The organism is Brevibacillus panacihumi (assembly GCF_003710985.1).
In the GTDB taxonomy this organism is placed as follows: Bacteria; Bacillota; Bacilli; order Brevibacillales; family Brevibacillaceae; genus Brevibacillus; species Brevibacillus panacihumi.
Window position 1 is genome coordinate 1 of sequence record NZ_RHHT01000081.1, and the last position, 26,118, is coordinate 26,118.

The window sequence follows — 26,118 nt, forward strand, 5'->3', positions numbered from 1 at the left end:
CTTTTCCGTTCCGGCTTGGTCGAGATCCCAAATGCCTTCGCTTTTTTTCTCTTTTTCCTCAGCCAACTTTTCTTATTAATCGTAGCCCTTTTTAAGGGTTTCTCATGGTGTTTTGAAAATAAAAACTGCCCCTTTCTTTTCAGGGACAGTCTTTCCAACTCTCACGGCTTATTTTTTATTCATTTTCCATATTGAGTACGTGGTGAAAAGCCTTCAAGAAATTCTCGGGCGCATGTGCTCCAGACAAGGCAAGTTTCCCGTCAATGACAAAGAACGGCACGCCGGTAATCTGGTTATCTCTGGCGAATGCGATGTCCGCATTGATTTCATCTGTATGTCGTTCGTTTTCGATCGCATCGCGGATTTGCTCTCGGTCAAGGCCCAATTGTTCTGCCAGCCCGAGCAGGACCTGCAGATCGCCGATATCTTTACCATCTTCAAAGTAAGCTTTGTAAATGGCATCCACGACCCTCGCTGCATCAGCACTTGGAACACTTTTGATGAACTGATGGGACGCCCAGGTATTTGGCATTTTTTCTACCTTATCAAAACGAAACGGCAGTTTAGCCGCTTCTCCAGCACGCGTGACTTGGCTCAACATTTGCTGCACCATTTCGGGACTTCCTTTGGAAGCCATTACCTCTAGGAATGGCTTGCCTTCCTTGGGAAGGTCCGGGAACAGCTGATAGGCGCGGTATTGGATATGGATCGGCTCCCCTGTCCATTGGGCGATGGCATCAGACAAGTTCTTTTTCCCAATCCGGCACCACGGACAAACCATGTCCTGAAAAATCTCGATTTGCATGGGTAAAACTCCCTTCCTCGTCGCTTTTCTTCGCTATTGTACTCGATACACGTTGGTTATGCATCGCTCTTTTACCGTTATCGACACTTTGAAGCGGCTGAAGGAGTCGTGAGGCACAGAATAGAAAAAACCCAGCCAAAAAGCTGGGTTAGCGAATTCATATGGTGCGGTCGAGAGGACTTGAACCTCCACGGTGTTGCCACCACTAGAACCTGAATCTAGCGCGTCTGCCAATTCCGCCACGACCGCATTCGTGGTGCCGGCGATAGGACTTGAACCCACAACCCCCTGATTACAAGTCAGGTGCTCTACCAATTGAGCTACACCGGCCTATTGGGAAAAAGAATGGCGGAGCTGACGGGACTCGAACCCGCGACCTCCGGTGTGACAGACCGGCGTGAACTCCAACTTCACCACAGCTCCATGCTTTTTCACTCTCCAGCAAGACTCTCGTGCTGGGGACTTCTGTAATATAGCATGATTTGATATAAAATTGCAATGCTTTTTTTACTTTGATATCGTTCTTTTTTCTCATAGATTTATGTGGAAAAATCAGCTAGAATTTTAGATAGATTTGCAGAATTTAGTAGAATGGTGGAGTGGAACAATGAGACAAACTTCGCGAGTCATCACCTTCCTTGCCCTCTTTGCTTTACTTCCTTCTGCTGCACAAGCGGCTTCCTATACATATGTGGTTTCAGCGGGAGATACGTTAAGCAAAATTGCGAGGGAACACCAGACAACCGTCGATGATATCGTGCAGCAAAACCAGTTGTCCTCTGATCGGCTTGCGATCGGGCAAACGCTGATCCTCTCCGGAGTTGGCGCAACCAGCTTGCCCCCGGCAGAAATGACTCCTGAGGAAAGCAATCGGGAAGCAGATTCGACCCCATCGGAAAACTCAGAGCGTTCCATCGGGCAAAAAGCTCGTGTCGTTGCTGATGTGTTGCGAGTCAGACAAGCCCCCTCTCTGGATGGAGATCTTCTCGGCAAGTTGTATTACGGCAGCCGGGTCGAACTGCTCGAGCATGGCAGCGAGTGGTCCAAAATTCGCTATAAGCAGGGCGAGGCCTATGTAGCAAGTGAATATTTGAGCCTGAAGGGTCAGGATTCTGAAGACATGGCTGATCCCGACGACATCAAGCGGCTCGAAGATCTTGAAAAACTCGTAGCTCCGCTGCTTGGCACTACCTATGTACTCGGCGGCACTACGCCAGACGGGTTTGATTGCAGTGGTTTTACGTCTTATGTCTTCAATAAGCTGGGTGTCTCACTTCCCCGTACCTCCGAAGAGCAATTTCTTGGTGGAGTACCCGTTTCTTTGGACGAAGCGAAGCCAGGCGATCTGCTGTTCTATGATGCTCTGAACAAAGGACGTGTCTCTCACGTAGCAATTTACCTCGGCAACGACCGAATTGTCCATGCCAATGGGGATGATGTTCGTTACGGCAAAATGGAGTACATGCATAAGCTCTATCCGTTTTATGGCGTAAAACGCTATCTCGAATTTGAGTAGTATGCATGAAAAAATGAAGCCCACCGACTGACGGTCATCAGTATGTGGGCTTTTCTTCTGTTTAATGACGTTGCTGCTGTGATTCGCCAGATTGGGAGTTTTGGTTGAACGAAATCTCCATATTGCCGAGCGCTTCTTTCATCTTGTCCAACTGCTGCTGATAATCGCGCACGACCACGGTGAGGACACTCACCGATTCCTTGAAGTCTGGTTCACCACTCACTTTGTCTATGGCTCTATGTAAATGCATCATTTTGTTTTCGGTTTCTCTGAGCCGATCTAATAATTGTAAACCATTCATTTCGATCACCTCACTTTTTTCTTATACTTTCCCCGCTAATCAAGGTCCCTATGCGTTCGAAAAAAGTCCCTTGCTATTCAAGAAAAGACAAAAAACGCCCGATTGCACTCGGACGTCGTTTTGCCATGCTGATGTATTAGCGAGCATCAGCAAGAGACAAGAATTTCTCAATATCTTTTTCAATCAATGCCAGCGAGCTGCGCCAGAAGTCCACCGAACGCACATCGACATCCATGATGGCAGCAACATCCGCAACGCTTTTCTTCCCTGTCACGGACAACAGTTCATCATACTGCTTGACGAAAGCCTCAGGCCGCTTCTGGTATTCCGCGTACAATCCTTTGGCGAACAGCAATCCAAAAGCATAAGGGAAATTGTAATAGTTGTAGTCCGCACTGTAGTAATGCGGCTTGCACAGCCACATGTATGGGTGCAGGTACTGGTGATCAAGCCCTTCTCCATACGCGTCTTTTTGCGCTTGCAGCATCAGGGCATTCAGCTCTTTTACGGAGAGCGATCCCTCCTGCCTGCGGGCAAACAAGGCTGATTCAAACAAGAAGCGGCTGTAGATGTCGACGATGACTTGACCGGCACCCGAGATGTCGTTTTCCAAAATCGCAAACGCCTCTTCCGGCGTCGCTTCTTTCAATGCGGCATCGGCAATAATCGTCTCGCACAGGATGGAAGCTGTCTCGGCAATGGGCATCGGATAATCGCTGTTTAAAAACGCTTCATCCACCAGGCACTCTCCGTGATAGCCATGTCCCAATTCATGCGCCAATGTGCTCACGTCATTGAAGCTGCCTGTAAAGTTCGCCATGATCCGGCTTTCCTTGACCACGTGCAGGTTGTCGCAAAACGCCCCGCCCCGCTTCCCTTCCCGGATCTCCGCGTCGATCCAGCGGTTGTCAAACGCTCGGGCCGCAAATTGGGACAGCTTGTCGCTGAAGCTGGCAAAGTGCTTGACGATAAAATCGCGGGCTTCCTGGTACGTAAAGCGCATGTCCGCTTCCCCGACAGGAGCGAAGAGATCGTAGAAGGGCAATCCGTTCGCATGACCCAGCAGCTCCGCCTTTTTCCGATAGTAACTCTGGAAAGCGGGCAAGCTTTCGCGCATGGCAGTCAACATAGCATCCAGCGTCTCTTTATCCATCCGGGAGTCCTTCAGCGTTTTCTCCAGAGCGGATTCATAGCCGCGGAGCTTGGATACGGTAATGACTTCACCCTTGATTCCGTTAAGGGCAGCAGCTACGGCGTCATCTACTTTCTTGTAGGCTGCCAGTTCCGCTTCATAAGCGTCTTTGCGCACCTGCGGGTCCTTTTCAAACGCCATGTTGCGGACTACAGGCAGCGGCAGTTGCTTTTTCTCGCCGTCCACCACGATATCCACCAGCAGATTGGCTGTCAGGCTTTCCTGAAGTTTGGTCCAGGCATTGGAGCCCGTGTTCTTCATCTTGGCGAGAATGATTTCTTCCTTCTCGCTAAGCATATACTTGCTTTCTTCTGCTGTCTCCTCAAGGAAAAAGCGATGCTCTTCCAGAAGAGCGGACTTGCTGATCAACTCGTCCAACTGCTCCAGCGAGCCGATCCATTTTTGAAACTGGACGCTTGGCTCCACCTTTTCGACGGCGAGCTCCTGGATGCGCTCCGAGAGCTGCAGCGCCTGCTCATTTCTGGCATCTACACTGGCCGTCAATTCGGCAAAGCTGTACAGCCGATACTGCTTCTGCAGGATCGATGTCAGCTGTGTAATGTAGGACTCCATTTTGGCGACCGCATCGTCTGCCGAATGCAAATGCTCATTCGCCCATTTTTTCAAGTCCTGGATCTGCTGCACGAGCTCTTCCCAATCCCGTTTGCATTCCGGCGAATCAAAGGATGTATACAAGACATCCAAATCCCAACGCATATTCATGTATTTTGCCCCCTCTCAAATTACCCACCCCCCTATTGTAAAAAAAATTGGATAGATTGAGCAAGATTTACCAACGAAAAGCTCCCTGCAATTTTGCTGCAGGGAGCTTTCCCATCGTAAAAGCGTATCAAATCACACTTTGACAGGCTGCGTCAGGAACGTAAGGGCTGAGAGGGCAAACAGCTGGGTAGTCTCGACGAGCTGAGCGATATCCACATACTCATCCGCGTGATGCGGGATGTGTCTGTCTCCTGCTCCCGTCGTCAGGATGGGGATGCCAGCCTTGTGCAAAAAGGTTCCGTCCGTCGCCCCTGGCACGCCGTTGTACACGGGCTCTTTTCCCGTCAATTCACGGTAGGAGCTGGCAACTGCCTTCACCACTTCCTCTTCCATAGCAGTCAGCGTCCACGGCCGTTCCTCGATGACTTCCAGCGTTGCCCGGAACTTGTCGTCCTCTTGCCCGAGTCTTTGCAAGATGGCCTGCATTTCAGCTTGCAGCACATCGTGATGTTGTCCAGGGACCGTACGGATATCGAGAGTGGTCATGCACTGATCAGGCACGACATTAATCTGGGGATCGCCCTTGACCGGAGCCTGCAAAATCGTCGGCGTGATACTTGGCCATCCCAGCATCGGATGTTCTCCCAGGCGGGCCATCTCCTTGCGTTCCAACTCTTCCAGCTCAAGGATCGCTCGTGCCATGCGCGTGTTGGGATTGATTCCGGTAAGAGGCATGGCTCCATGCGCCATTTTTCCAAAGGTTCGCAATATCGCGCGCATCGCACCCTTCTGTGTGATGCAGAGCTGATTTTCCTCCGGCTCGCAGATAATGGCCGCATCCACCTGATCCGCCCAGCCCCTGCGGATGAAGTCCTTGATCCCGATCATCATCCCTTCCTCATCGCACGGAATGCAGAGAAGAATTTTGCCAGCAAATGGCTGATTGGAGCGTTGGATCGCTTTGACCGCGCATATCGCGGCCGCCAAATTCCCTTTGGTGTCGCAGGAGCCGCGGCCGTAAATGCGTCCGTTGGCAATCTCAGCGCCAAACGGATCGTAGCTCCAAACCTCCCGATCGCCTTCTGTCACTACATCAGTGTGGGCTTCAAAAAGGAGTGTCTTGCCGGGTCTTCCGGAGTCGTATATGGCAATCACGTTGGGACGGCCGGGTACGACCTCCTCATAATAGACCTCCAGCCCCATGTTTCGCAGGTGGTCGGCGACGAACAAGGCCACTCGCTCCTCGTTGCCCCCCGGCTGATCCGGACGGTAGACGCTTGGAATCCGGACCAGCTCCCGGGTCAGACGCACCACCTCTTGCTCATCCACAAAAGAAACGACCTGGTTCATCCTCCACCTCTCCTCTCATCTCATTCGATCTCGATACGCCGGAATTCCCCCCGCTCGCTCTGCGTGCTTGACTGCCGATAAGACAGCTTCTGCAAGAACTTCCGCCGATAAGGCTCCGATCAAATCGACAGAAGTCTGAATCCCTCCTGTCGCCACCGCAAAAATGGTGTCCCCGTCGTGCATGGTATGGATGGGGCGTATCGTCCGGGCCAATCCATCATGCGCCATCTGTGCCACTTTGTTTGCCTCTGCCTTAGAGAGGTTTGCGTTGCTTGCGACAATGGCAATCGTCGTATTGGTCCCGGGCGGTATCGGTGAAAAGGAGTGTGTCGTCATCAGCTCTACACTGTCCAGAATGTCACCGTGCTCATCTCGCGGTCCTGCCAGTATCTCGGATGTTTTCGGATCGAAAACGTGGCCGACTGCATTCACCGCCACCATCGCACCGACGACAAGACCATTTGGCAAGCTGCGCGAGGCTGAGCCAAGGCCGCCTTTCATGGACTGTGCAAAGCCGTTCAGCTTGCCTACGGTCGCACCTGTCCCTGCCCCGACATTGCCCTGCTGCACAACTTCTCTACTCGCACGATTGCATGCCTCATATCCCATGCTTCGATCAGGTCGAACCCGCGGATTGCCAATAGACAGATCAAACAGCACTGCCGCTGGGACGATGGGAACGATGCCGAAGCCGACATCGAGTCCCCGTCCTTGTTCTTCCAGCCATTGCATGACCCCTGTTGCCGCATCCAGACCGTAGGCACTGCCGCCTGACAAGCAGATTCCATGCACGACACTGACGAGATTGACGGGATTCAACAGGTCCGTCTCGCGTGTACCAGGGGCGGAACCCCTGACATCCACGCCGCATACGGAAGGCTGCTCCAGCAAAAGGACACTGCATCCCGTCAGCGCTTCCTGATCTTGTGCATGCCCTACCAAGACGCCAGGCACATCTACGATCGTTCCAGTCATTTCGTAACACTCACCCCGAAATCTTTGATTTTTGTTTTCCTGCTTTCACCAGATTTTTCCACGAAGCCACAACAGCCAGTGTCACGATTACCGAGACGATGGCCTCCGGCAACCCGCTCGTCAGCGCTACCGTAGCTGCTACCCCAAACGTCATGTAACCGCGAATGACAGCCATCCCCAGAACCAGTATGGTATTGGTCATCGCTCCGATAAAGCCTGCAGCTCCGATCGCGAAGTATTCATTGATGTTTTTGAGCCCAACATAAGTGAAGTACGCGGTCACTCCGATAAAGAGACGCGGAAGGATGGCAACCAACGGATCTTTGAACAAGGGAACCGTAGCATTCAAGAAGGAAGATACACCAAAAATAAGACCAATGATCATGCCTACGCCCCAGCCTTCCATAATGCCGCCAATGACCGCGGGAATGTGCATAATCGTCGCATTTCCCGCAGCAGTCGGCACCGGAATGTAGCCGAGACGCGTGACACCCAGCAGGATCGCGATTGCTCCCAAGACACCTGCTATAACGATTCTACGTACCGTCAAGCCTTTTTCCATGCCATACTCCTCCTCTAATATCCTTCTATTTGGAATGCCCGTCAAAGGGCGGATTCCCAACCTGAATTACCAAGGAATGTAGAGCATGATGACCGAAATCATGATGCTGATGATGAGTGCGGAGTAATCCTTGCCAGTGGCTTTGTAGTGAGTATACTGCGTCCGCGAGGCTCCCGGCATATAGCATCGGGCTTCCATCGCCAAGATCAGATCCTCTGCGCGTGCCAACGCGACATTAAACAACGGAATGATGATCGGAAGCATGTCTTTGGTCCGACGGATAATGCGCCACCATTCCCCCGTCCCAAAATCGGCGCCGCGGGAAGCCTGGGCTTTCATCATTTTTTCCATCTCCATGGCAAAGGTTGGCACGAAGCGAATCGCAATCGTAATAATTAAAGCAAAGGCGTGAACCGGAAATTTCACTTTTTGCAGCGGTCCCAGCAGTCTTTCCATGCCATGGGTCAATTCCGTCGTCGAGGTGCTTAGCGTCAGGACGCTGGAGAGGAAAATGACCTCCACGAAGCGCATTGCGGAGACCAGAACCAGGCGGACGCTTTCGCTTGAGATCGTAATAAAGCCATATTGGAAATAAATGGTCCCTCCGCGAGCAATCTCGCCATAAAACAGCAATTGCAGCGTTGCGAGGATGATGATAAACGGAATCGCCGGTTTCACTCCTGAGAGGCCGTAATGCAGCGGGATCTTGGAGACCCAAAACATCCCGATGCAGACCGCCAGAGCAAACAGATTCCCGACATACGTACTGCAGATGGCAATCGCCAGGATCATGATGACAAAAGCGGCAAGCTTAAAGCGCGGATCGAGCCGATGCACCACGGAGTTCGTGGGCAGATATTGACCAATCGTAATATTGCGCGACAACTCGAATTCTGTTGACATCGTGCTCCCTCCCTATCGTTTGATCAGGTTCAAGATCTCGGCGGCAGCCTCTTCAGGCAAAAAAGACCCGGTATCTACGGCGTATCCTTGCTCACGCAATTGGTACAGGATGTCCACAGCTTCCGGTGTCCCGATATGATGTTCCTGCAGCAGTGACGAGTTGCCAAAAATGCGCCGCGGCGTTCCTTCGCAAGCAATTTGTCCGTTCGCCATGACATAAACTCGCTGGGCCAGCCGGGCGACTTCCTCCATGTTGTGCGAGACGAAAATGACCGTCAGTCCCTCCTCCTGATTCAGCCTGAGGATGCGCTGCAGAAGTTCGTTGCGGGATCGAGGGTCAAGACCAGCCGTCGGTTCGTCGAGCACGAGCACATGCGGACGCAGTGCGAGGACACCCGCTAAGGCTACCTTGCGCTTCTGACCACCGCTCAAGGCAAAAGTCGGCCGATCTTTCATCTCGTCAAACGACAATCCGACCAGCTCCATCGCCCACTCTACCCGTTCCTTTACTTCCGCAATCGGCAGGCCCATTTTAAAGGGACCATAAGCAATATCATCCCCGACCAGCTTTTCAAACAACTGGTCCTCCGGATTTTGAAACACAAGTCCTACCTGGCGCCGCAGCAATCGAATGTCTACCTTCGGATCGGAGACGTCCAGCCCGTTCACGACGACTTTTCCTGACTGCGGTCTCATTAACCCGTTCAAATGCTGAATCAGGGTCGATTTGCCAGAACCGGTGTGTCCAATGATGGCGATGCACTCTCCCCGTTCCACCTGGATGCTCACGCGATCCAGCGCCCGGTGTGCCAGAGGGGTTCCCTGCATATACACATGCGACAAATCAGCTACATCTACGATGGGACTGGTCATGTACCGCTCGCCTCCGCTTGTTTGATCACATGACGATTTACTTCCTCGACCACTTCTTCGTTGGCGATCAGATTGGGAGAGAAGGGTTCCCACTCTTGATGAACCAAGGCAGCTATGCGGCTTGCATCCGGAACATCCAAATGCAGCTCTCGCAATCTCTCCTGATGGGCAAACACTTCTCTGGGCGTTCCCTGCAGGACGATTTGTCCAGCCTCCATGACGAGGACCCGATCCGCTTCTGCTACTTCTGACATGTGATGCGTCACGGTCACGATCGTCATGCCCTCCCGATGGAGCTTGCGGATGACCGAGAGAATATCCTGCCTTCCGTAGCTGTCCAGCATGCTGGTCGCCTCGTCCAAAACAATGCATTGCGGCCTCATCGCCAGGATGCCCGCGATGGCGATCCGCTGCTTTTGCCCCCCGGACAAGTGATGGGGAGGTCGATGGCGAAATGCACTCATGCCTACGGCCTCCAAAGAAGCATCGATCCTCTCTCTCATCTCGTGAGCGGCGATCCCGATATTCTCCAGCCCGAAAGCCACATCATCCTCAACTATCGTTGCAACGATCTGATTGTCCGGGTGTTGAAAGACCATTCCTACCTGGCTTCTTACCTCGTAGATGCGTTCTCGGTCACGCGTGTTGATTTCGTTTACGTAGACATCGCCCGTCTTTGGAGTGAGGATTCCGTTCAGATGCTTGGACAGCGTCGATTTGCCCGAACCATTGTGTCCGATAATTGCCAGGTATTCGCCGGGAAACACATCTAGCGAGACGTTTTGCAAGACGGGAATCTGTTGATCCTGGTTTACCTTGTAGGAAAAAGAGACGTTCTCAACTCGAATGATGGGGTGTTCGGCAGTCATTGGCTCCCCTCTCCTTCACAGATTTCACGTTGCACATTCGGCTCTTCCGCGCGAACGAGCGTATATGTTTTTAATTTTCTGTAAATTATATTCATGGAGACCGTCTGGATATCACTCCCTCTCCTTGTTTGTCCGGACCTTTTCGGCAAATATGGCAAGTGGACGGCTTTCAACCCTGCTATTCCTTTCACTTCTTGCCGCTCCCAAAAAGTCCTTCTGTCTTTGAAAAAAATTATTCCCATCCAGACATGCTGCCTACATGCTTCCTTCTTTGCCCTCCTCCGCTCGCTCAAGCAATTGTCCCACTTCAGCGGGAGGTTTGCGCGGCCGCCGCTTTGTTTTGCGCTTCTTTTTTCGCAGTACAAACAAAGCCGCCAGCAGCAAGCCGAGAGTTGCGAGTTGGAGCGGTTGAAGCATCTGGGGCAGGACCCATCCGCTCATGACAATCAGATGAAAGAGAACAGCCATGTAAATCAATATGGAGGCAAGATTTTGCGCTTTCATAAAACGAATCCTTCCCTTCGCCATCTGTGAAGAAGACTCCCGCTGCTTCGATCTCGCGTGGCGGGAGTCCTCCTTCGAATCATGATGGTTGTCTTGGCGCTCTGCGTTACAGAGGCAAAAGCTCTACTGTTGCCTTCGCAGACAATCCTTCTACCATCTTCAGCCACGCTGCAGGCTTCTCGGGCAGCACCGCATAGTAGCGTTTGAGGAATGTCACGATCAGATCGGCTGACAGCTCTGTTTGGTTCTCATCAGTCGGCATGAAGCCGAGATCCAATCCGGAGACAGCCTCACCGTCATTTTGCCAGGATGGATGGACATAGGAAAAATTGGTGCGCTTGTAGCCCAGATGGGACAGGACCTCGCGGCGAACGAAGGGATCCATGGGCTTAATTCCGCCAAATGCATGCTCTTCCACGCGATACGGATCGTAGATTTCAGCAAACATTCCGTAGAGCTCCTTGCCGTTTTCGGCAGCTAGCGCGTGCAGATCCTTCTCCCGCTGTTTGGCGAGGAAGCGGCCGATCCCCAGACCCTCCCGACCTATAATGGTAAAATCCGTCATCGCAACATTCAGATCCGTGTAGTAGCGATACTCTGTAGCACCTACCACTTCTCCGTCGTGAACGGCTACGAATACGCGGATCCCCGGGTCTTCCAGCGGTTCCTTCCAAAGGCTGTATTCCAATACCTCTTCGGGTGGAAAGACCTCCTGCATCAGTCGGTGCATTTTGGCGAACAAGGGATCATCGATATGTTGAATGCGAATGTATTGCATGGTTTTCATGCCTCCTTATGCTTGTGTTTCATTTGATTGAAACGGATTTTTCCATTCCATCAGGGTTGCGTAGTTCAAAGACTCCTCATCCTCCAGATAATCCGCTACGACTTTTACGGGTGTGCGGCCGCAGCGCATCAAAAACGTCAGGACAGGGTCTTTTACTTCCCCCTTGATGACACGTGTCAGATACTCTTCAGGCGTCCACTGCTGCGCATAGCGGCTGTATCCTGGCATGCGACCACCGCCAAGCAGCCGCTTCAAGCCTTTTTGGACGACAAGCTCGTACATCGCCTGCATCATGCAATGGCCAAGCTTCAGCTTGCGATAGCTGGGACGGATGCAAATATCCACGATATACAAGGTATCTCCAGCCGGATCATGATTGCGGATATAGCCGTTGTCGGTGATTTCCTCCCACTTGTGGTCAGGATGCCGCGGGTCGAAGGATACCAAAAGGCCCGTCATGGAGCCCGCCAGCTCTCCTTCCACCTCGACGCAGATCGCCCCTTCTGGAAACAGCGTGATGTGATTGGTCAACTGCTCTTCGTTCCACCACAGCTCAGAGGGAAAAGGAGGCGGAAAGCTCTCTGCCTGAATCTGAATCAGCTCCGCAAAATCGGCTTGCGTGTAATTGCGAATCACTGCGGAACGCGGTTTGTCGCTGTCAAATACATACAGTTCTTTGCGGTACATTTCCATCCTCCTTCGCGCTTCAGATTATTTCCAATCCGGATACAGGTCGGTGCGCCGATCGCGCCAGGTTGTAACAGAGCCTTTTTCACGCACATCGTAGAGAAGCTGCAGGTCCAGGTCAGCGGTGACCAGCATGTCCCCATTGATTTCGCCTTCCGCCAGCACTCCCCTTGGCGGGAACGGAATATCGTTGGGGGTCAAAATCGCAGCCTGTCCAAAGTTGGCACGCATAAAATCTACTGTCGGCAAGGAGCCTACAGTTCCGGTGAGAACTACGTAGACCTGGTTTTCGATCGTGCGGGCATGGGAAGTATAGCGAACCCGGTGGAAAGCATGGCGGTCATCCGTGCAGGAAGGACAGAAAATTACGTCTGCGCCGCGCGCTTTGGCGATGCGCACCCATTCCGGGAATTCGATATCGTAGCAAATGATCATCGCGACTTTTCCCTTGTCTGTCTCAAAAATCTGCAGCGAATCGCCAGCCCCCATATTCCACCCCTTCACTTCCCAAGGCGTAATATGGATTTTTTTCTGCTGACCGACACGTCCGTCTGGATAGAAGAGAAAAGCGGTGTTGTACAGCTTGCCGTTTTCCTCGATGATGTGCGTGCCGCCAATCAGATGCATCTGGTATTTGCCCGCCAGGGAGCGGAACAGTTCGATGTATCTTTCGGTAAAAGAAGGCAACGCTGTGATCGGCAAAGCATTTCCCTGCCCATCCCCGATCGACATAAGCTGGGTAGTGAACAACTCTGGAAAGAGCAAAAACTCTGTGTCGTACTCATCCGCATTTTTTACGTAGTGTTCGACTTGCTGCGCAAACTCTTCAAACGTATGTATCGTATGCAAATGATACTGCACGGCAGATACGCGCATTTTCAACTTTCATTCCTCCTTGCGGGCAGGGTGGTTGTAATAAACTTCAATATAACAAAAACATGGATTTCTGTCTCGTCCGGGAACAGTTCTGCGCAAATATTGCTCCCAAAAAATAAAGCAGCGGCGATATAAGACCTAAAATAAAGTCTAGATTCGCCGCAATGTTGCTTGAAACGTTGTTTTTAATGAATATCCCGTTTTTTGAAATTGCCACCCTTAACTTCAGCTACGTCATAAACAGTAACAAAGGCATTCTTGTCAGTTTCGCGAATGATATCTTTCATTTTGTTCTCTTCCATGCGATTGATCACACAGGTGATTTCCTTGAATTGCTCATTCGAATATCCACCATAAACCTCATTGTATGTAGCACTTCGGCCTAATCGGTCACGGATTGTCTCTATCATTGTTTCGGGTTGGGTTGTGATGATTTTAAAGGTTTTTGAGCCACTCAAACCTTCTTCAACGACGTGAATGACTTTGGCAGCGATATAGTAAGCAAGCGCTGAAAGGATAGCGCCTTGCAAGCCGAACACCGTTGAGACAATTATAAACACAAACATGTTCAAGAATAAAATAAGATCACTTGTCCCAAAAGGCAGTTTTCGGGAAAGCAGTACGGCTAACATGTCTATTCCATCTAATGCGCCGCCATTGCGCAATGCCAACCCCATGCCAAAACCAATGATGATACCGCCAACAACGGTGATCAACAATGTATCACCGTGAATAATCGTTGGGACATGGTGTAGAAGGATCGTTCCGGCTGCGAGAGAGGCAATACCGATCACCGAATAAATCGCAAAGCTTTTTCCGATCTGCTTGTATCCGAGCCAGAGAAAAGGAATGTTCAAGACGGCAATGAGAACGCCTAGCGGCAATCCAAATAGTTTTGAGCCAACGATACTTAATCCTGTCACACCGCCATCCGATACGCTGTTTGGGATTAATACCGCTTCTAGTCCATATGCTGCAATAAATGCCCCAATGATAACCATCAACACTCGTAGAGCTTTTTGTAGTTTTTGGGGCTTGTGCTTTATGACTGTATTCATCTGATGTCCCCGTTTCATTCTTTCGTTTTCAGTAACTCATTTTTTAACCATTTTATTCTAACACATCAAAGTATCCGATTATCATAACTCCTTAAAAAAAATTTCGTGCTTGTTCAGCATAATATTTACCATATCGTTTCGCTTTACAGCCCGTAAACATTTTGCGCAATCGTCAGTCTATGTGCGACGCCCCTTTGAAAGAAAAAAAAGGAAGCATCCCCTAAAAGGACGCTTCCTCACGTTTAAGATCAGGCAAATTGTCTCGCCAAATTCGCCATCTCGATCGCAGAGACCGCTGCATCCCAGCCTTTATTGCCGGCTTTGGTGCCCGCGCGCTCGATGGCTTGTTCGATTGTATTGGTGGTCAAAACGCCGAAAATGACAGGAAGTCCCGTGCGCAATGAGACGGCAGCGACCCCTTTGGCGCATTCGGAGCATACATAATCGAAATGGGGAGTTGAGCCCCGGATGACAGCCCCTAAAGTGACAACCGCGTCGTAGCGGCCGGATTCCGCCATTTTCTGTGCGATCAGAGCAATTTCGAAAGCTCCTGGCACCCACGCCACATCAATCTGTTCCTCTTCTACTCCGTGCCGCTTGAGCGCATCCAAAGCTCCTCCTACCAGCTTGTTTACGATCAACTCGTTAAATCTGCCTGCCACAATGCCAATTCGCAATCCCGTGCCTACCAAATGCCCTTCAAATGTTTTCAATGCTTCCACTCTCCTCTTCATTACATGTGTAGGAAATGACCCAGTTTTTCTTGCTTTGTCGTCAAATATCGTTTGTTGTGCGGCTGCTCCGGCATTTCAATGGGGACGCGCTCAACCACCTGCAGGCCGTACCCTTCCAGTCCGCGAATTTTGCGTGGATTATTGGTCATAAGTCTCATGCCTCTAACTCCTAGATCCCGCAAAATTTGCGCGCCGATACCATACTCGCGCAAATCCGCAGCAAAACCGAGCTTTTCGTTGGCTTCTACAGTATCCAAGCCTTGCTCCTGCAGATTGTAGGCACGCAGCTTGTTGATCAGTCCGATGCCGCGACCTTCTTGGCGAAGATACAGCAGGACGCCGCTACCCGCTTTTTCGATCTGATCCAGTGCGGCATGCAATTGCGGACCGCAATCGCAGCGCAGGGAGCCAAATACATCACCGGTCAGGCATTCGGAGTGAACGCGGACCAGAGTCGGCTCATCTGAAGAAATTTCTCCTTTGATCAACGCCACATGCTCCTTGCCATCCAATTGATTGGTATAGGCAGCGATCCGAAAATCGCCGAATTCGCTCGGCAGCTGCGCGACGACTTCCTGTTTGACCAGTGATTCGGTTTTCATGCGGTAGCGGATCAGATCCGCGATGCTGATCAGCTTCAAATCAAAGCGGCGAGCAATTTCTTGCAGCTCGGGAAGGCGCGCCATTGTACCATCCTCATTCATGATTTCGCAAATCACGCCGGCGGGAAAACGACCGGCTAATTGCGCGAGATCGACAGCCGCTTCTGTATGCCCGGCTCTGCGCAAGACACCGCCTGGTTTGGCGACCAAGGGGAAGATATGACCGGGCTTGCGAAAATCGCTCGCCTGCTTGCTCGGGTCCAGCATGGAAAGAACGGTGTGGGAACGTTCCTGCGCAGATATTCCCGTGTGCGTGCTTCGCTCATCCACCGAGACGGTGAACGCGGTGCCCTGTTTATCTGTATTGGACTCGACCATGGGCTTTAGCTGGAGTCTGGCGGCATGCTCTTCTGTTACGGGCACGCATACCAAGCCCCTCCCATGGGTAACCATGAAATTGATCATTTCCGGTGTCGCTGCGTCTGCCAGGCAAACAAAATCTCCTTCGTTTTCCCGATCTTCATCATCGACGACAATCACAGCTTTTCCTTGACGCAAATCCTCCAATGCTGCTTCTATTTGATGAAACATGTTGTGCATCTCCCTCCCTTTAGGCGAAGCCGTTTTCCTGCAAGAATGCCAGGCTGAGGCTTGAACCGTTTGGCTTGTCCGCTTGCTCCTTCGGCGATCCGTGGTACAACAGCCTTTCCACGTATTTTCCGATCATATCTGCCTCGAGATTGACCTGCTCTCCCGGCTGTCGATCCTGCAGGCTCGTCATGGCCAGCGTGTGCGGAATGATCGACACACGAAAAGAGGAATCCTCCACATCAACGACCGTCAAGCTGATGCCATCCAGGCAAATGGAGCCGCGCGGCATCATGTATTTCAATAATTCAGGTCCTGCCTGAATCCGAAACAAGACCGCATTGGCATGCTCTTGACGCGATAAAATGGTTCCGGTGCCGTCCACATGTCCTGATACCAGATGTCCTCCCAGACGATCTCCCAAGCGCAGAGCCCGCTCCAGATTGACGCGTTGTCCCGGCACCAGATGACGAAGATTCGTATGAAGGAGCGTCTGCGGCATGACATCCACCTGAAATTGGTGAGCGCTATGCGTTGTAACAGTCAGGCAGACCCCATTGACCGCTATGCTGTCGCCGATTTTGACACCTTCCAGAACCGTCTGCGCTCGTATCACCAGCTGGCTGGCCTGATGATCTCCAGAGATGGACTCCAGTACCCCAACTTCTTCTACCAAGCCAGTAAACATGCCATCACTCCCTTTTCTTACTGTTGCATCACTTCCATAGCGGATACCCGGTAATGCGAATGTCTTGCGTATCGATCGGCTCGATCCGTGCGTGGATCAAATCGAGCGCATCCTCCATGCTTGCGATGCCTTCGCCTCCAAAAATGGTTGGCGCGTTCCTTCCGCCGACCAGCTTCAAGGAAACGAAGCTGATCATTTTTTGGATAGCCTTGGCTTGCAGGAAAGCCCCGTTTACTTCTGCTCCTCCCTCTACGAGAAGGGAGGTGATTCCCCGTTCTCCCAATACCTCCAATACTTTATCTACCGTCAACTCATCATCTATAGCAATGACCGAAACTCCTTTCTCAATCAAAGCCAGACGCTGTCGCTCGCTGGATCGCGGCGAAGTCAAAATCCATGTCTCGGCGCTACGATCCGTCACAACCTGAGCTGTCAGCGGCGTGCGCAAGCGTCGATCCAAAATCACCCGAACAGGCTGCACTCCCCAGGCTTTTCCGTCCACACGAGCTGTCAATGCCGGGTCGTCCGCCAGAACGGTACCGCTGCCGACCAGGATCGCATCATGTACGCGACGCAGCTCGTGGACCTCTCTTCGCGCTGCTTCACCCGTGATCCACTTGCTGTGACCCGTGTGCGTGGCGATTTTCCCATCCAGCGTGCTGGCTGTCTTCAATGTGACAAAGGGGCGCTTGGTCTGGATGTAATGAAAAAAGACTTCATTCAGCTGTTTCGCTTTCTCTTCCTCGACACCGACGATGACCTCGAGACCTGCAGCCTGAAGCTTTTCAACTCCTCCTCCCGCAACCTGCGGATTCGGGTCTAACGCTGCGACCACCACCCGGCTGATTCCAGCCCGTATGACAGCCTCTGTGCAAGGAGGTGTTTTTCCTACATGGCAGCATGGCTCCAATGTGACATAGAGAGTCGCATCCTTTGCCTGATCGCCTGCCATTCGCAGGGCATGGACTTCCGCATGCGGCTCCCCTGCCCTCAAATGCGCTCCCATCCCTGCTACGGTGCCATTCTTGACGATGACGGCCCCGACGAGCGGATTGGGACTCGTCTGTCCTGCTCCCGCTCTCGCCAGTTCGATCGCCATATTCATATATCTGGCGTCTTGATGCATCGTGCTCCTCCCTTCTCCTCCTTGTTTTTTGGCAAAAGAAAACCCTGAACACCTCGTGAGGTTTCAGGGTATAGGGAAAGAAGCCTTGCTTTCCACGTTTTTTGCAAAACGAGAGGAAAGAAAGCGAGTCTCATCTTCTCCCATCCGGACTTTACCGTCGGCTCTGGAATTCCACCAGATCAGTCGCAAATGACAAGCCATTTGCGAGTCGCGGGCTTGGACGCAAACGCGCCATCACCGCCGGTCAGGAATTTCACCTTGCCCTGAAGATGTTTCGTATGCAGTTCCCGCCTGTTTCTGACCCCTTCCTCCTTCCAGAAAAAAATAATGCCCGTGAGTTCGACTCAGGGCATTGGGAAACAAGCCTCTGTACCACCGTTTTTTGTCAAAACGGCCCACGAAGCCAGCCAAATACCTTCTCCCATCCGGACTTTACCGTCGGCCTTGGAATTCCACCAAGTCAGTCGCCATCCAACATCTACGGACAGCGAGTCGCGGGCTCAGACGTGCGTTCGTCATTACCGCCGGTCGGGAATTTCACCCTACCCTGAAGGTTGGTATTCAGTTGTGAACATTATACCACAGTTTTTCAATGAATCAGAAGTTTTCTTTCTGAGAAATGTTGCGAACGGTCTGATAGAGCAGTTCCGTCCCCAAGGCTATATCCGTGTAGCTGGCGTATTCCTGGGGATTATGGCTGATCCCGTCCCGACAGCGCACAAAAATCATCGCGTAGTCACACACATAAGACAGCGCCAGTGCGTCATGGAACGGTCCGCTCATCAATTCGGGTGGTGTCAGATTCATTTTCGCGCTCTCTTCGCGGATCACGTCTTTGATCCACTCCGCACAAAAGCGCGGTTCGCTGTTGGTATCTTCGCTAATGGTATAACTGAGCCCATGCTGCATCGCGATCTGTTCGATCTCCTCCCGCAGCTCCCGCTCGCGCAGATTCCGTCTCTCCAGATCGATATCCCGCAGATCGACGGTAAAACGAACCTTTTCCGGAATGATATTGCGGGAATCCGGGAACACCTCCAGATGGCCGACAGTCCCCACTGTCGGAGCAGACGGGTCCATTCTCGCCAGTTCATTGAGAGCGACAATGACCTTCGCCGCACCCAAAAGAGCATCCTGGCGCATGTTCATCGGAACAGAACCTGCGTGTCCAGCAAATCCTGTCATCTCCACCGTCCACCAAAGCGGGCCGGATATTCCCGTGACAATGCCGACTGGTTCGTGGCTTTTATCGAGAATGGGTCCCTGTTCGATATGAAGCTCCAAAAAAGCGGCGATACTGCCTGGGGCGTAGAGCGATTCCGCAAACCGATCCGGTTCGCAGCCAAAATCCAGCAGCGCCTGTCTGCGCGTGATTCCATGCTTGTCGGTCCGCTCCAGCTCCCCTGGCTCCAATCTGCCTAGTATTCCCCGAGAGCCAAACAACCCTTTCTGAAACCGGCATCCTTCCTCATCGCAAAAGGCTACCACTTCGATCGGTTGTTGTGGCACGATGCCTTGCTCCATCATCGTTTGGACGACCTCTAACCCGCCAAGGACGCCAATGGTTCCATCATATCGCCCCCCGTATGGCTGAGAGTCGATGTGCGAGCCAATCATCAGCACCGGCGCATCGGGATTGCGCCCTTCCAAACGGCCGATCAGATTGCCGAAGTGGTCGACGCGCGTTTGCAAACCTGCCTCCTCCATCCACCTGCGCACCAACTGGACACCAGCCAAATCCTCAGGCGACAAGGCCAGCCGACAAACTCCCGTCTCCCCTATTTTCCCGATTTCCGCCAGCTGCTCCAGTCGTTCCTGCAAGCGCGCCTGCCGGATCGTCAAAGTCCTTTCGCTTCGCTCCATCATCCTTGCTCCCTCCTTGTCACTTCCTTAGTGACATCGTATTCCGCTCGTCCGGTTCCTAGTCGCCTTTTCCAGCATTACTCCAGCAAGTGTGGAAAAGATGCTGATCCTTTTCCCTTTTTGCTATAATGAACGGGAGTTATACAGGGGGATGAATGACATGGAAGAATGGTTGAACAAGCGTGTGAAAATGAAGGAAGGTCCCAAAAAGCGGGGTATTGTGGAGTATATAGACGATCAGTACATCGTGGTCTATTTCACCTTCCCCCGAAAGGAACGGGTGATCTTTCCGAGCAAGGAAGCCTTTTTGCATAAAATCGCCTTTATCGATGAAGCCTGACATACGAAAAGCCCTTGGCATCGCTTATTCGCGATAACCAAGGGCTTTTTCTTTTGGCATAGCTGTATGAAAGTTACGCGTAATGCTCTTCGCGCAGGCGTTTGATTTCTTCGCTTTCAAGATACTCGTCATAGGTGATCATTTTGTCAATGACACCCTTCGGCGTAAATTCGATGATCCGATTCGCGATGGTTTGCACGAACTGGTGGTCATGGGACACGAACAGCAGCGTGCCTTCGAAGTCGATCAAACCGTTGTTGAGCGCTGTGATCGATTCCAAGTCCAGGTGGTTCGTCGGTTCATCCATGATCAGGACATTGGCGCCAGCCAGCATCATCTTCGAGAGCATGCAGCGCACTTTTTCTCCCCCGGAAAGAACATTGGCTTTCTTCAACGCTTCGTCTCCAGAGAAGAGCATACGGCCCAGGAATCCACGGATAAACGTCTCATCCTGTTCTTTGGAATACTGACGCAGCCAATCCACCAGACTGAGGTCGGTATCGAAGTACGCCGAGTTGTCTTTCGGGAAGTACGCCTGGGAGGTGGTCACTCCCCACTCGTACGTACCGCTGTCTGCTTCTACTTCTCCCATCAGAATGCGGAAAAAGGTCGTTTTTGCCAATTCATTTGGACCGACAAAAGCGATTTTATCCCCTTTGTTGATCGTCAGATGGAGATTTTCAAACAGCTTTTCTCCCTCGATAGTCTTGCTCAAGCCCTCGATGGCCAGCAGGTTTTTGCCCGCCTCGCGCTCTGGCTTGAAGTTGATGAAAGGATATTTGCGGCTGGACGGACGAATGTCTTCCAGAGTGATTTTCTCCAAGAGCTTTTTACGGGAGGTCGCTTGCTTGGATTTGGAGGCATTCGCCGAGAAACGGGCGATAAACTCCTGAAGCTCCTTCATCTTTTCTTCTTTTTTCTTGTTCTGTTCACGAACCAGCTTCAGCGCCAATTGGCTGGATTCGTACCAGAAATCGTAGTTCCCCACGTACATCTGGATTTTGCCGAAATCGATGTCCGCGATATGGGTACATACTTTGTTCAGGAAGTGACGGTCATGGGATACCACGATAACGGTATTCTCATAATCCATCAGGAAGTTCTCCAGCCAGCGGATCGACTCGATATCCAGGTGGTTGGTCGGCTCATCCAGCAGCAGGATGTGCGGATTGCCAAACAATGCCTGTGCCAGCAGGACACGAACCTTTTCCGTACCGGCCAAATCGACCATCTTCTTGTCGTGCATCTCTGTCGGGATCCCGAGACCGATCAGCAGTTCAGCCGCGTCAGCCTCTGCCATCCAGCCGTTCAGCTCTTCGAATTCGCCTTCAAGCTGAGAGGCGAGAATGCCGTCTGCTTCCGAGAAATCTTCCTTCATGTATAGCGCATTCTTTTGTTCCATGATCTCGTACAGCCGTTTGTGACCCATGATGACTGTTTTCAATACTTCAAATTCATCGAACTCGTAATGGTTCTGTTTGAGTACGGCAATCCGTTCCCCAGGGGTTACAGATACGTGCCCGCTGGTAGGTTCGATCTCTCCGGAGAGAATCTTGACGAATGTAGATTTTCCGGCGCCATTGGCCCCGATCAGACCGTAGCAGTTGCCGGGAGTAAACTTGATGGATACATCTTCAAACAAGGCGCGTTTGCCGTAGCGGAGCGTCACGTTCTGAGTGCTTATCATCTCTATACCTACCTTTTCGAATCGTTCAAACACTAATCTTATCAGAAAACGACGATTTTGGCAAAAAAGATGACCATCCAGCGATTGAAACGAAGGAATCGGGGAATCCTACCTGAGAAAACCGCAAGTCAAGAGAGGAGGGATTCGGATGTCCAAGCAAAACGGTGTAAAGAACGAGATGGGCAACAAGGAAAATCCATCGCAAACCAGATCCTCCACCACAGTCGGAAAAGAGGAAACCCGCTCCAAACAGCGCGGTGAATAGTGAGACAAAAAACCGGCCACCCGTTCGTCAGGATGGCCGGCTTTCGGTTTTTATTAGCATCAAAAGCTTGCCTGGATGGGAATAAGGGTCGGCAGCGGCGTTTTTTCCTGCGGCGCCTCCACGTAAAAGGAAAGATTGTTCAGCTTCACGAATACGGTGCTCTTCTCCTGCAGATCCAACTCGCAAAAACGCTGCCGGGTCAGCTCCGCTTCAAACAACTCCCCGGTATCCAGCCGCTTTAAGTCCAAACGAATAATGGGGCCAAGCAGGGAGATGTGCTGAATCTGCGCCTGGACGAACTGACTGTTCTGCGCTGCGAGGGCGATCTCTACATCATGCGGCCGCATGTAGCCGACTGCGGGCCATTCTCCATCGCGAAGATTATCCCACTCCGTATCAAACTCTGCCTCGCCCAGTCTGACTTTGCCATCGCGTACCCGACCGCGAAACAGATTCACCCTTCCAAGAAAACTGTATACGAAGGGATTGGCGGGATGGTTATAGATTTCCTCTGGAGAACCTACCTGCTCTACCCTTCCTTCATTCATGACGACGACCTGATCAGCCAACTCCATCGCTTCCTCCTGATCGTGCGTAACAAAGAGAATGGTCAAGCCAAGCTTCTCATGCAAATGACGGAGCCAGCGTCTCAGCTCCTGCCTCACTTTGGTATCCAAAGCGCCAAACGGTTCATCCAGCAAGAGAAATTTGGGTTCCACCGCGAGAGCGCGCGCCAAGGCGACGCGCTGTCTTTGCCCACCGGAAAGCTGCGAAGGATAGCGGTGCGCCAATCCATCCAATTGCACCAGACGCAGCAGCGAGTGGACCCTTTCCTTGATCTCCTGCTTGGGTGGTCTGGTCTTGCGGTTGCGAACCGCCAGTCCGAAGGCGATATTGTCAAAGATGGTCATATGGCGAAAGAGAGCGTAATGCTGGAACACAAACCCTACCTGCCGTTCACGCACATCCCGGTTGGTATTGTCCTCGCCATGAAACAGGATCGCCCCTTCCTCCGGCTGCTCCAGTCCTGCGATCAAGCGCAGTAAAGTCGTCTTCCCGGAACCCGATGGGCCCAGGAGCGCTACCAGTTCGCCTTCCGGAATCTGCAGGCTGACGTTATGCAAAGCCGTAAAATTTTTGTAAGATTTGGTGATATTCACGACCTCTATACTCATCCGTGCTCTCTCCTCTAGCGTAGAAGTTAAGGTAGCTCTTCTTTGCGTTGCGTTTTCCACTCGATGATACTTTTGAGAATCAATGTTACCAGTGCCAGCGCCGCAAGCAGGGTAGCGACAGAAAAGGCTGCTGCGAACTGATATTCGTTGTACAAAATTTCCACGTGAAGCGGCAATGTATTGGTCATGCCGCGAATATGGCCGGAGACGACGGAGACAGCGCCGAACTCCCCCATCGCCCTCGCATTGCACAGGATGACCCCGTACAACAAACCCCATTTTACATTCGGAAGGGTCACACGAAAAAATGTCTTCCAGCCGCTGGCTCCAAGCGATACGGCCGCCTCCTCCTCATCCTTCCCCTGCGCCTCCATGATGGGAATCAATTCTCGTGCCACGAATGGAAACGTAACGAAGGTGGTCGCCAGAATGATTCCGGGAACGGCAAAAATGATTTTAATATCATGGGCTTCCAGCCAAGGGTACGCAACTCCCTGACTGCCAAACAGCAAAACAAAAATCAAACCGGCGATCACGGGCGAGACCGCAAACGGCAGGTCAATCAATGTGAGCAGAATATTTTTCCCGCGAAACGTAAACTTGGCGATCGCCCAGGCAGCGGCTACCCCAAAAGTGACATTGAGCGGCACGCTTACCAGAGCGACAAGCAACGTGAGTTTGACCGCCGCAAACGTTTCTTCGTCCAAGATGGCAGCCATAAACATCTCTGAGCCCTGCTTGAACGCCTCCATAAACACAGCGACCAAAGGCAGGATCAAAAACAACCCGAGAAAAAACAAGGCCAGGCAGATCAAAAGCCAGCGGATCCAGGCTGATTCGGTCATATGCTTCAAGCCAGACACCTCCTACCGCGCCGCGTCGAACTTGTTGATTCGCCATTGTAAATAGTTGATGATCAGCAGCATGACAAAGGAAGCAACCAGCATCACGGTCGCAATCGCAGTAGCCCCCGCATAGTCAAACTGCTCCAGCTTGGTCATGATCAACAAGGGGACGATTTCCGTCTTGTGCGGCATATTTCCTGAAATGAAAACGACAGATCCGTACTCGCCTAAGGCACGCGCAAATGCAAGGGCAAATCCTGTAAGGACCGCTGGCAACAGATGCGGCAGAATTACCCGAAAAAATGTGTTCCAGCGAGTGGCACCCAATGTCGCGGCTGCCTCCTCCATCTGCAAATCCCAATCCTGCAGCACAGGCTGTACGGTGCGCACGACGAAAGGCAGTCCGATGAAGGTCAATGCCACCCAGATTCCCAACGGCGTGTAGGCGATCTTGATCCCCCACTCCGCCGCAAACTGCCCGATCCAGCCGTTTTCTGCGTAAATGGAGGTCAGTGCAATGCCGCCGACCGCTGTCGGCAAGGCAAACGGGAGATCTACGATGCCATCAATAAATCTCTTGCCTACAAATTGATACCTTGCCAGTACCCAGGCAACCAATACACCGAAAACGGCATTCATGCAGGCCGCAAAAAACGAAGTAACGACGCTAACCCGAATCGAGGAAAGGACCCGTTCATCCAGAATTGTTCCGATGAACGCCTCCCAGCTCATCGTGGACGCTTTTAAGAATAAAACGGACAGAGGGATGAGCACGAGCAGACTGAGGTAAATGATCGTATAGCCCATGGTCAGTCCAAAGCCTGGCAAAAACCCGCTGCTCCGCGACGTTTTTCTTTTCATGATGTTACTCCTCTGGCATGGATATGTGATTTAGGGCTTATAAATTTGGTCGAAAATGCCTTGATCGGCAAAATGCTCCTTTTGCGCCTTGCTCCATCCGCCAAAGACCTCGTCAATCGTAAACAGCTCGATCTCGGGAAAAGCAGGCGTGTGAGCTTTCAGTACTTCCTCCGAGCGGGGACGGTAGTAATGCTTGGCGGCAAGCTCCTGTCCCTGCTTGCTGTAGAGGAACTGCAAATAGGCTTCTGCTACTTCCCTCGTTCCGTGTTTGTCGGCGTAGCGATCAACAACCGTGACAGGCGGTTCCGCCAAGATACTGGTGGAAGGATTGACAATTTCAAACTTGTCTTTGCCCAGTTCATGGACAGCGAGATAGGCTTCATTCTCCCAGGCGATCAACACGTCTCCGATGCCGCGTTCTACGAAGGTTGTCGTTGCACCGCGCGCTCCTGAATCGAGAACCGGGACATTTTTGAACAATTGCGTGACGAATTCTCTAGCCTTCGCCTCGTCTCCGTTGTTGTGTTTCAAGGCATATCCCCAGGCTGCCAAATAATTCCACCTTGCGCCGCCAGAGGTCTTGGGATTGGGGGTGATGACCCCGATCCCGGGCTTGATCAGATCATCCCAATCCTTGATCTGCTTGGGGTTTCCCTTTCTGGTAAGGAACACGATCGTAGAGGTGTAGGGGGAGCTGTTGTCCGGCAGCTTCTTCTGCCAATCGGATGCGATCAATCCCCTCTCCGCAATCGCGTCGATGTCGTAGGCAAGGGCCAGGGTCACGACGTCAGCCTCCAAACCATCTATGACGGAGCGAGATTGTTTTCCCGAGCCGCCGTGCGATTGCTTGATCGTCAGCGTCTGCCCCGTCTTCTCCTTCCAATCGGAGATAAACGCTTTGTTGATGTCCTGATAGAACTCCCGGGTCGGATCATAGGACACGTTCAGTAAATCGAGGGTTGCTGTCTCACCCGATGCAGCCCCTTCTTCCCCTGTCGTTTGTGCGCACCCAGCGATACTCAAGGCCAGCACCACGATCCCCAGTCTCCCAAGGATGCGCGCAAAATACTTCTCTGATGTCTTCATCCTGCTTCTCTTCACTCCTCCACAATCTCATCTGCCCCATATATCCTCATCTACCCTATGCCCAACAGGTAGGCTAAGTTCGGGGGCAGTTCGCCCTGGAGGAAAAATAGGCGCTTTTTGGCTACCTTCTGGACATGCAAAAAAAGAAGCTCTCCTCTATAGGGACTGACCCCCGTCCGTAGGACAGGGATCAAAACACCTTAGCCAATTAAGCAGCCAGTTGCCGATATTGAATCGGTGACTGGTTGTTTAGTACCGTTTGAATGCGAATTGAGTT

Annotated in this window: 27 protein-coding genes, 3 tRNA genes and 2 riboswitches; of the genes, 3 read left to right on the forward strand and 27 right to left on the reverse strand. The window is 51.9% G+C overall.

The features are described 5' to 3' along the window. Positions 1 to 195, forward strand: a 195-nt coding sequence (locus tag EDM58_RS26070) for a hypothetical protein (protein ID WP_221175438.1), incomplete at its 5' end; no start/stop codon positions are given. Here EDM58_RS26070 and EDM58_RS24625 read toward each other — a convergent pair. The 4 genes from EDM58_RS24625 to EDM58_RS24640 form a co-directional block, all read right to left on the reverse strand. Next, positions 176 to 805: a DsbA family oxidoreductase gene (locus tag EDM58_RS24625; protein WP_122915686.1), complete on the reverse strand. Its 630-nt coding sequence runs from the start codon at positions 803 to 805 to the stop codon at positions 176 to 178. The genes EDM58_RS26070 and EDM58_RS24625 overlap by 20 nt on opposite strands. 162 nt (positions 806 to 967) lie before the next feature. Then, positions 968 to 1,054, reverse strand: a tRNA-Leu gene (locus EDM58_RS24630). 5 nt (positions 1,055 to 1,059) lie between these two features. Beyond that, positions 1,060 to 1,135, reverse strand: a tRNA-Thr gene (locus EDM58_RS24635). Positions 1,136 to 1,151: 16 nt separating this feature from the next. Beyond that, a tRNA-Asp gene (locus EDM58_RS24640) sits at positions 1,152 to 1,228 on the reverse strand. 184 nt (positions 1,229 to 1,412) lie between these two features. On the opposite strand from EDM58_RS24640, the gene EDM58_RS24645 reads away from it, so the two are divergent. After that, entirely contained in the window at positions 1,413 to 2,321 is a 909-nt protein-coding gene (locus tag EDM58_RS24645; RefSeq protein WP_122915687.1) for a C40 family peptidase, read from the forward strand. Positions 2,322 to 2,382: 61 nt separating this feature from the next. On the opposite strand, the gene EDM58_RS24650 is transcribed toward EDM58_RS24645, so the two are convergent. From EDM58_RS24650 to EDM58_RS24740, 18 genes are all read right to left on the reverse strand, one after another. Further along, the gene (locus EDM58_RS24650) at positions 2,383 to 2,622 is read right to left on the reverse strand and encodes a hypothetical protein (protein WP_122915688.1); all 240 of its coding nucleotides are present in this window, start codon (positions 2,620 to 2,622) and stop codon (positions 2,383 to 2,385) included. 136 nt (positions 2,623 to 2,758) lie between these two features. Then, positions 2,759 to 4,537 carry a M3 family oligoendopeptidase gene (locus EDM58_RS24655; RefSeq protein WP_122915689.1) on the reverse strand — a complete coding sequence of 593 codons (1,779 nt, stop codon included), beginning with the start codon at positions 4,535 to 4,537 and terminating at the stop codon, positions 2,759 to 2,761. A 132-nt stretch (positions 4,538 to 4,669) separates the two neighbouring features. Next, a complete protein-coding gene (locus tag EDM58_RS24660; protein ID WP_122915690.1) occupies positions 4,670 to 5,887 on the reverse strand; it encodes a M20 family metallopeptidase in 1,218 nt (405 codons plus the stop codon). Between the two features lie 15 nt (positions 5,888 to 5,902). Continuing rightward, positions 5,903 to 6,862 carry a P1 family peptidase gene (locus EDM58_RS24665; protein WP_122915691.1) on the reverse strand — a complete coding sequence of 320 codons (960 nt, stop codon included), beginning with the start codon at positions 6,860 to 6,862 and terminating at the stop codon, positions 5,903 to 5,905. A gap of 10 nt (positions 6,863 to 6,872) precedes the next feature. Then, complete coding sequence (locus tag EDM58_RS24670) at positions 6,873 to 7,424, reverse strand: ECF transporter S component (protein WP_122915692.1); 552 nt, start codon at positions 7,422 to 7,424, stop codon at positions 6,873 to 6,875. Positions 7,425 to 7,490: 66 nt separating this feature from the next. Further along, entirely contained in the window at positions 7,491 to 8,327 is an 837-nt protein-coding gene (locus tag EDM58_RS24675; RefSeq protein ID WP_122915693.1) for an energy-coupling factor transporter transmembrane component T family protein, read from the reverse strand. 12 nt (positions 8,328 to 8,339) lie between these two features. After that, positions 8,340 to 9,200, reverse strand: a complete 861-nt coding sequence (locus EDM58_RS24680) for an energy-coupling factor transporter ATPase (RefSeq protein ID WP_122915694.1) — start codon at positions 9,198 to 9,200, stop codon at positions 8,340 to 8,342. Continuing rightward, entirely contained in the window at positions 9,197 to 10,069 is an 873-nt protein-coding gene (locus EDM58_RS24685) for an energy-coupling factor transporter ATPase (RefSeq protein ID WP_122915695.1), read from the reverse strand. The genes EDM58_RS24680 and EDM58_RS24685 overlap by 4 nt, the downstream gene beginning before the upstream one ends. A 255-nt stretch (positions 10,070 to 10,324) precedes the next feature. After that, positions 10,325 to 10,597 (reverse strand): hypothetical protein, encoded by a 273-nt coding sequence (locus tag EDM58_RS24695; RefSeq protein WP_246001042.1) that lies wholly within the window; start codon positions 10,595 to 10,597, stop codon positions 10,325 to 10,327. A gap of 82 nt (positions 10,598 to 10,679) precedes the next feature. Further along, complete coding sequence (locus EDM58_RS24700; RefSeq protein WP_122915697.1) at positions 10,680 to 11,351, reverse strand: GNAT family N-acetyltransferase; 672 nt, start codon at positions 11,349 to 11,351, stop codon at positions 10,680 to 10,682. A gap of 15 nt (positions 11,352 to 11,366) precedes the next feature. Continuing rightward, entirely contained in the window at positions 11,367 to 12,047 is a 681-nt protein-coding gene (locus EDM58_RS24705; protein WP_122915698.1) for a GNAT family N-acetyltransferase, read from the reverse strand. A 24-nt stretch (positions 12,048 to 12,071) separates the two neighbouring features. Beyond that, positions 12,072 to 12,929, reverse strand: coding sequence for a carbon-nitrogen hydrolase family protein (locus EDM58_RS24710; RefSeq protein WP_122915699.1), 858 nt, complete (start codon positions 12,927 to 12,929; stop codon positions 12,072 to 12,074). Between the two features lie 179 nt (positions 12,930 to 13,108). Further along, the gene (locus EDM58_RS24715) at positions 13,109 to 13,999 is read right to left on the reverse strand and encodes a YitT family protein (RefSeq protein WP_122915700.1); all 891 of its coding nucleotides are present in this window, start codon (positions 13,997 to 13,999) and stop codon (positions 13,109 to 13,111) included. 230 nt (positions 14,000 to 14,229) lie between these two features. After that, positions 14,230 to 14,694 (reverse strand): 6,7-dimethyl-8-ribityllumazine synthase, encoded by a 465-nt coding sequence (gene ribH / locus EDM58_RS24720; RefSeq protein ID WP_122915701.1) that lies wholly within the window; start codon positions 14,692 to 14,694, stop codon positions 14,230 to 14,232. A gap of 20 nt (positions 14,695 to 14,714) precedes the next feature. After that, positions 14,715 to 15,908, reverse strand: a complete 1,194-nt coding sequence (locus EDM58_RS24725) for a bifunctional 3,4-dihydroxy-2-butanone-4-phosphate synthase/GTP cyclohydrolase II (RefSeq protein ID WP_122915702.1) — start codon at positions 15,906 to 15,908, stop codon at positions 14,715 to 14,717. A 19-nt stretch (positions 15,909 to 15,927) separates the two neighbouring features. Next, positions 15,928 to 16,593: a riboflavin synthase gene (locus EDM58_RS24730; RefSeq protein ID WP_122915703.1), complete on the reverse strand. Its 666-nt coding sequence runs from the start codon at positions 16,591 to 16,593 to the stop codon at positions 15,928 to 15,930. 28 nt (positions 16,594 to 16,621) lie between these two features. Beyond that, positions 16,622 to 17,719: a bifunctional diaminohydroxyphosphoribosylaminopyrimidine deaminase/5-amino-6-(5-phosphoribosylamino)uracil reductase RibD gene (gene ribD / locus EDM58_RS24735; protein WP_122915704.1), complete on the reverse strand. Its 1,098-nt coding sequence runs from the start codon at positions 17,717 to 17,719 to the stop codon at positions 16,622 to 16,624. 128 nt (positions 17,720 to 17,847) lie between these two features. Then, a riboswitch (FMN riboswitch) is annotated at positions 17,848 to 17,994 on the reverse strand. A 134-nt stretch (positions 17,995 to 18,128) separates the two neighbouring features. Continuing rightward, positions 18,129 to 18,278, reverse strand: a riboswitch (FMN riboswitch). Between the two features lie 38 nt (positions 18,279 to 18,316). Next, on the reverse strand, positions 18,317 to 19,582 hold the full coding sequence (locus tag EDM58_RS24740) for a M20 family metallo-hydrolase (RefSeq protein WP_122915711.1): 1,266 nt from the start codon (positions 19,580 to 19,582) through the stop codon (positions 18,317 to 18,319). Positions 19,583 to 19,742: 160 nt separating this feature from the next. Here EDM58_RS24740 and EDM58_RS24745 point away from each other — a divergent pair, with 160 nt between their 5' ends. Further along, positions 19,743 to 19,922, forward strand: a complete 180-nt coding sequence (locus EDM58_RS24745; RefSeq protein WP_023554341.1) for a hypothetical protein — start codon at positions 19,743 to 19,745, stop codon at positions 19,920 to 19,922. A 73-nt stretch (positions 19,923 to 19,995) separates the two neighbouring features. Here EDM58_RS24745 and EDM58_RS24750 read toward each other — a convergent pair whose 3' ends face one another. The 5 genes from EDM58_RS24750 to EDM58_RS24770 form a co-directional block, all read right to left on the reverse strand. Beyond that, positions 19,996 to 21,609 carry an ABC-F family ATP-binding cassette domain-containing protein gene (locus EDM58_RS24750; protein WP_122915705.1) on the reverse strand — a complete coding sequence of 538 codons (1,614 nt, stop codon included), beginning with the start codon at positions 21,607 to 21,609 and terminating at the stop codon, positions 19,996 to 19,998. A gap of 324 nt (positions 21,610 to 21,933) precedes the next feature. Further along, positions 21,934 to 23,049, reverse strand: coding sequence for a sulfate/molybdate ABC transporter ATP-binding protein (locus EDM58_RS24755; RefSeq protein WP_122915706.1), 1,116 nt, complete (start codon positions 23,047 to 23,049; stop codon positions 21,934 to 21,936). A 26-nt stretch (positions 23,050 to 23,075) separates the two neighbouring features. Beyond that, positions 23,076 to 23,903, reverse strand: a complete 828-nt coding sequence (cysW, locus tag EDM58_RS24760) for a sulfate ABC transporter permease subunit CysW (protein WP_122915707.1) — start codon at positions 23,901 to 23,903, stop codon at positions 23,076 to 23,078. A gap of 12 nt (positions 23,904 to 23,915) precedes the next feature. After that, positions 23,916 to 24,755 carry a sulfate ABC transporter permease subunit CysT gene (gene cysT / locus EDM58_RS24765; RefSeq protein ID WP_122915708.1) on the reverse strand — a complete coding sequence of 280 codons (840 nt, stop codon included), beginning with the start codon at positions 24,753 to 24,755 and terminating at the stop codon, positions 23,916 to 23,918. 30 nt (positions 24,756 to 24,785) lie between these two features. Further along, positions 24,786 to 25,841, reverse strand: a complete 1,056-nt coding sequence (locus tag EDM58_RS24770) for a sulfate ABC transporter substrate-binding protein (RefSeq protein ID WP_122915709.1) — start codon at positions 25,839 to 25,841, stop codon at positions 24,786 to 24,788. Positions 25,842 to 26,118: the final 277 nt, after the last annotated feature.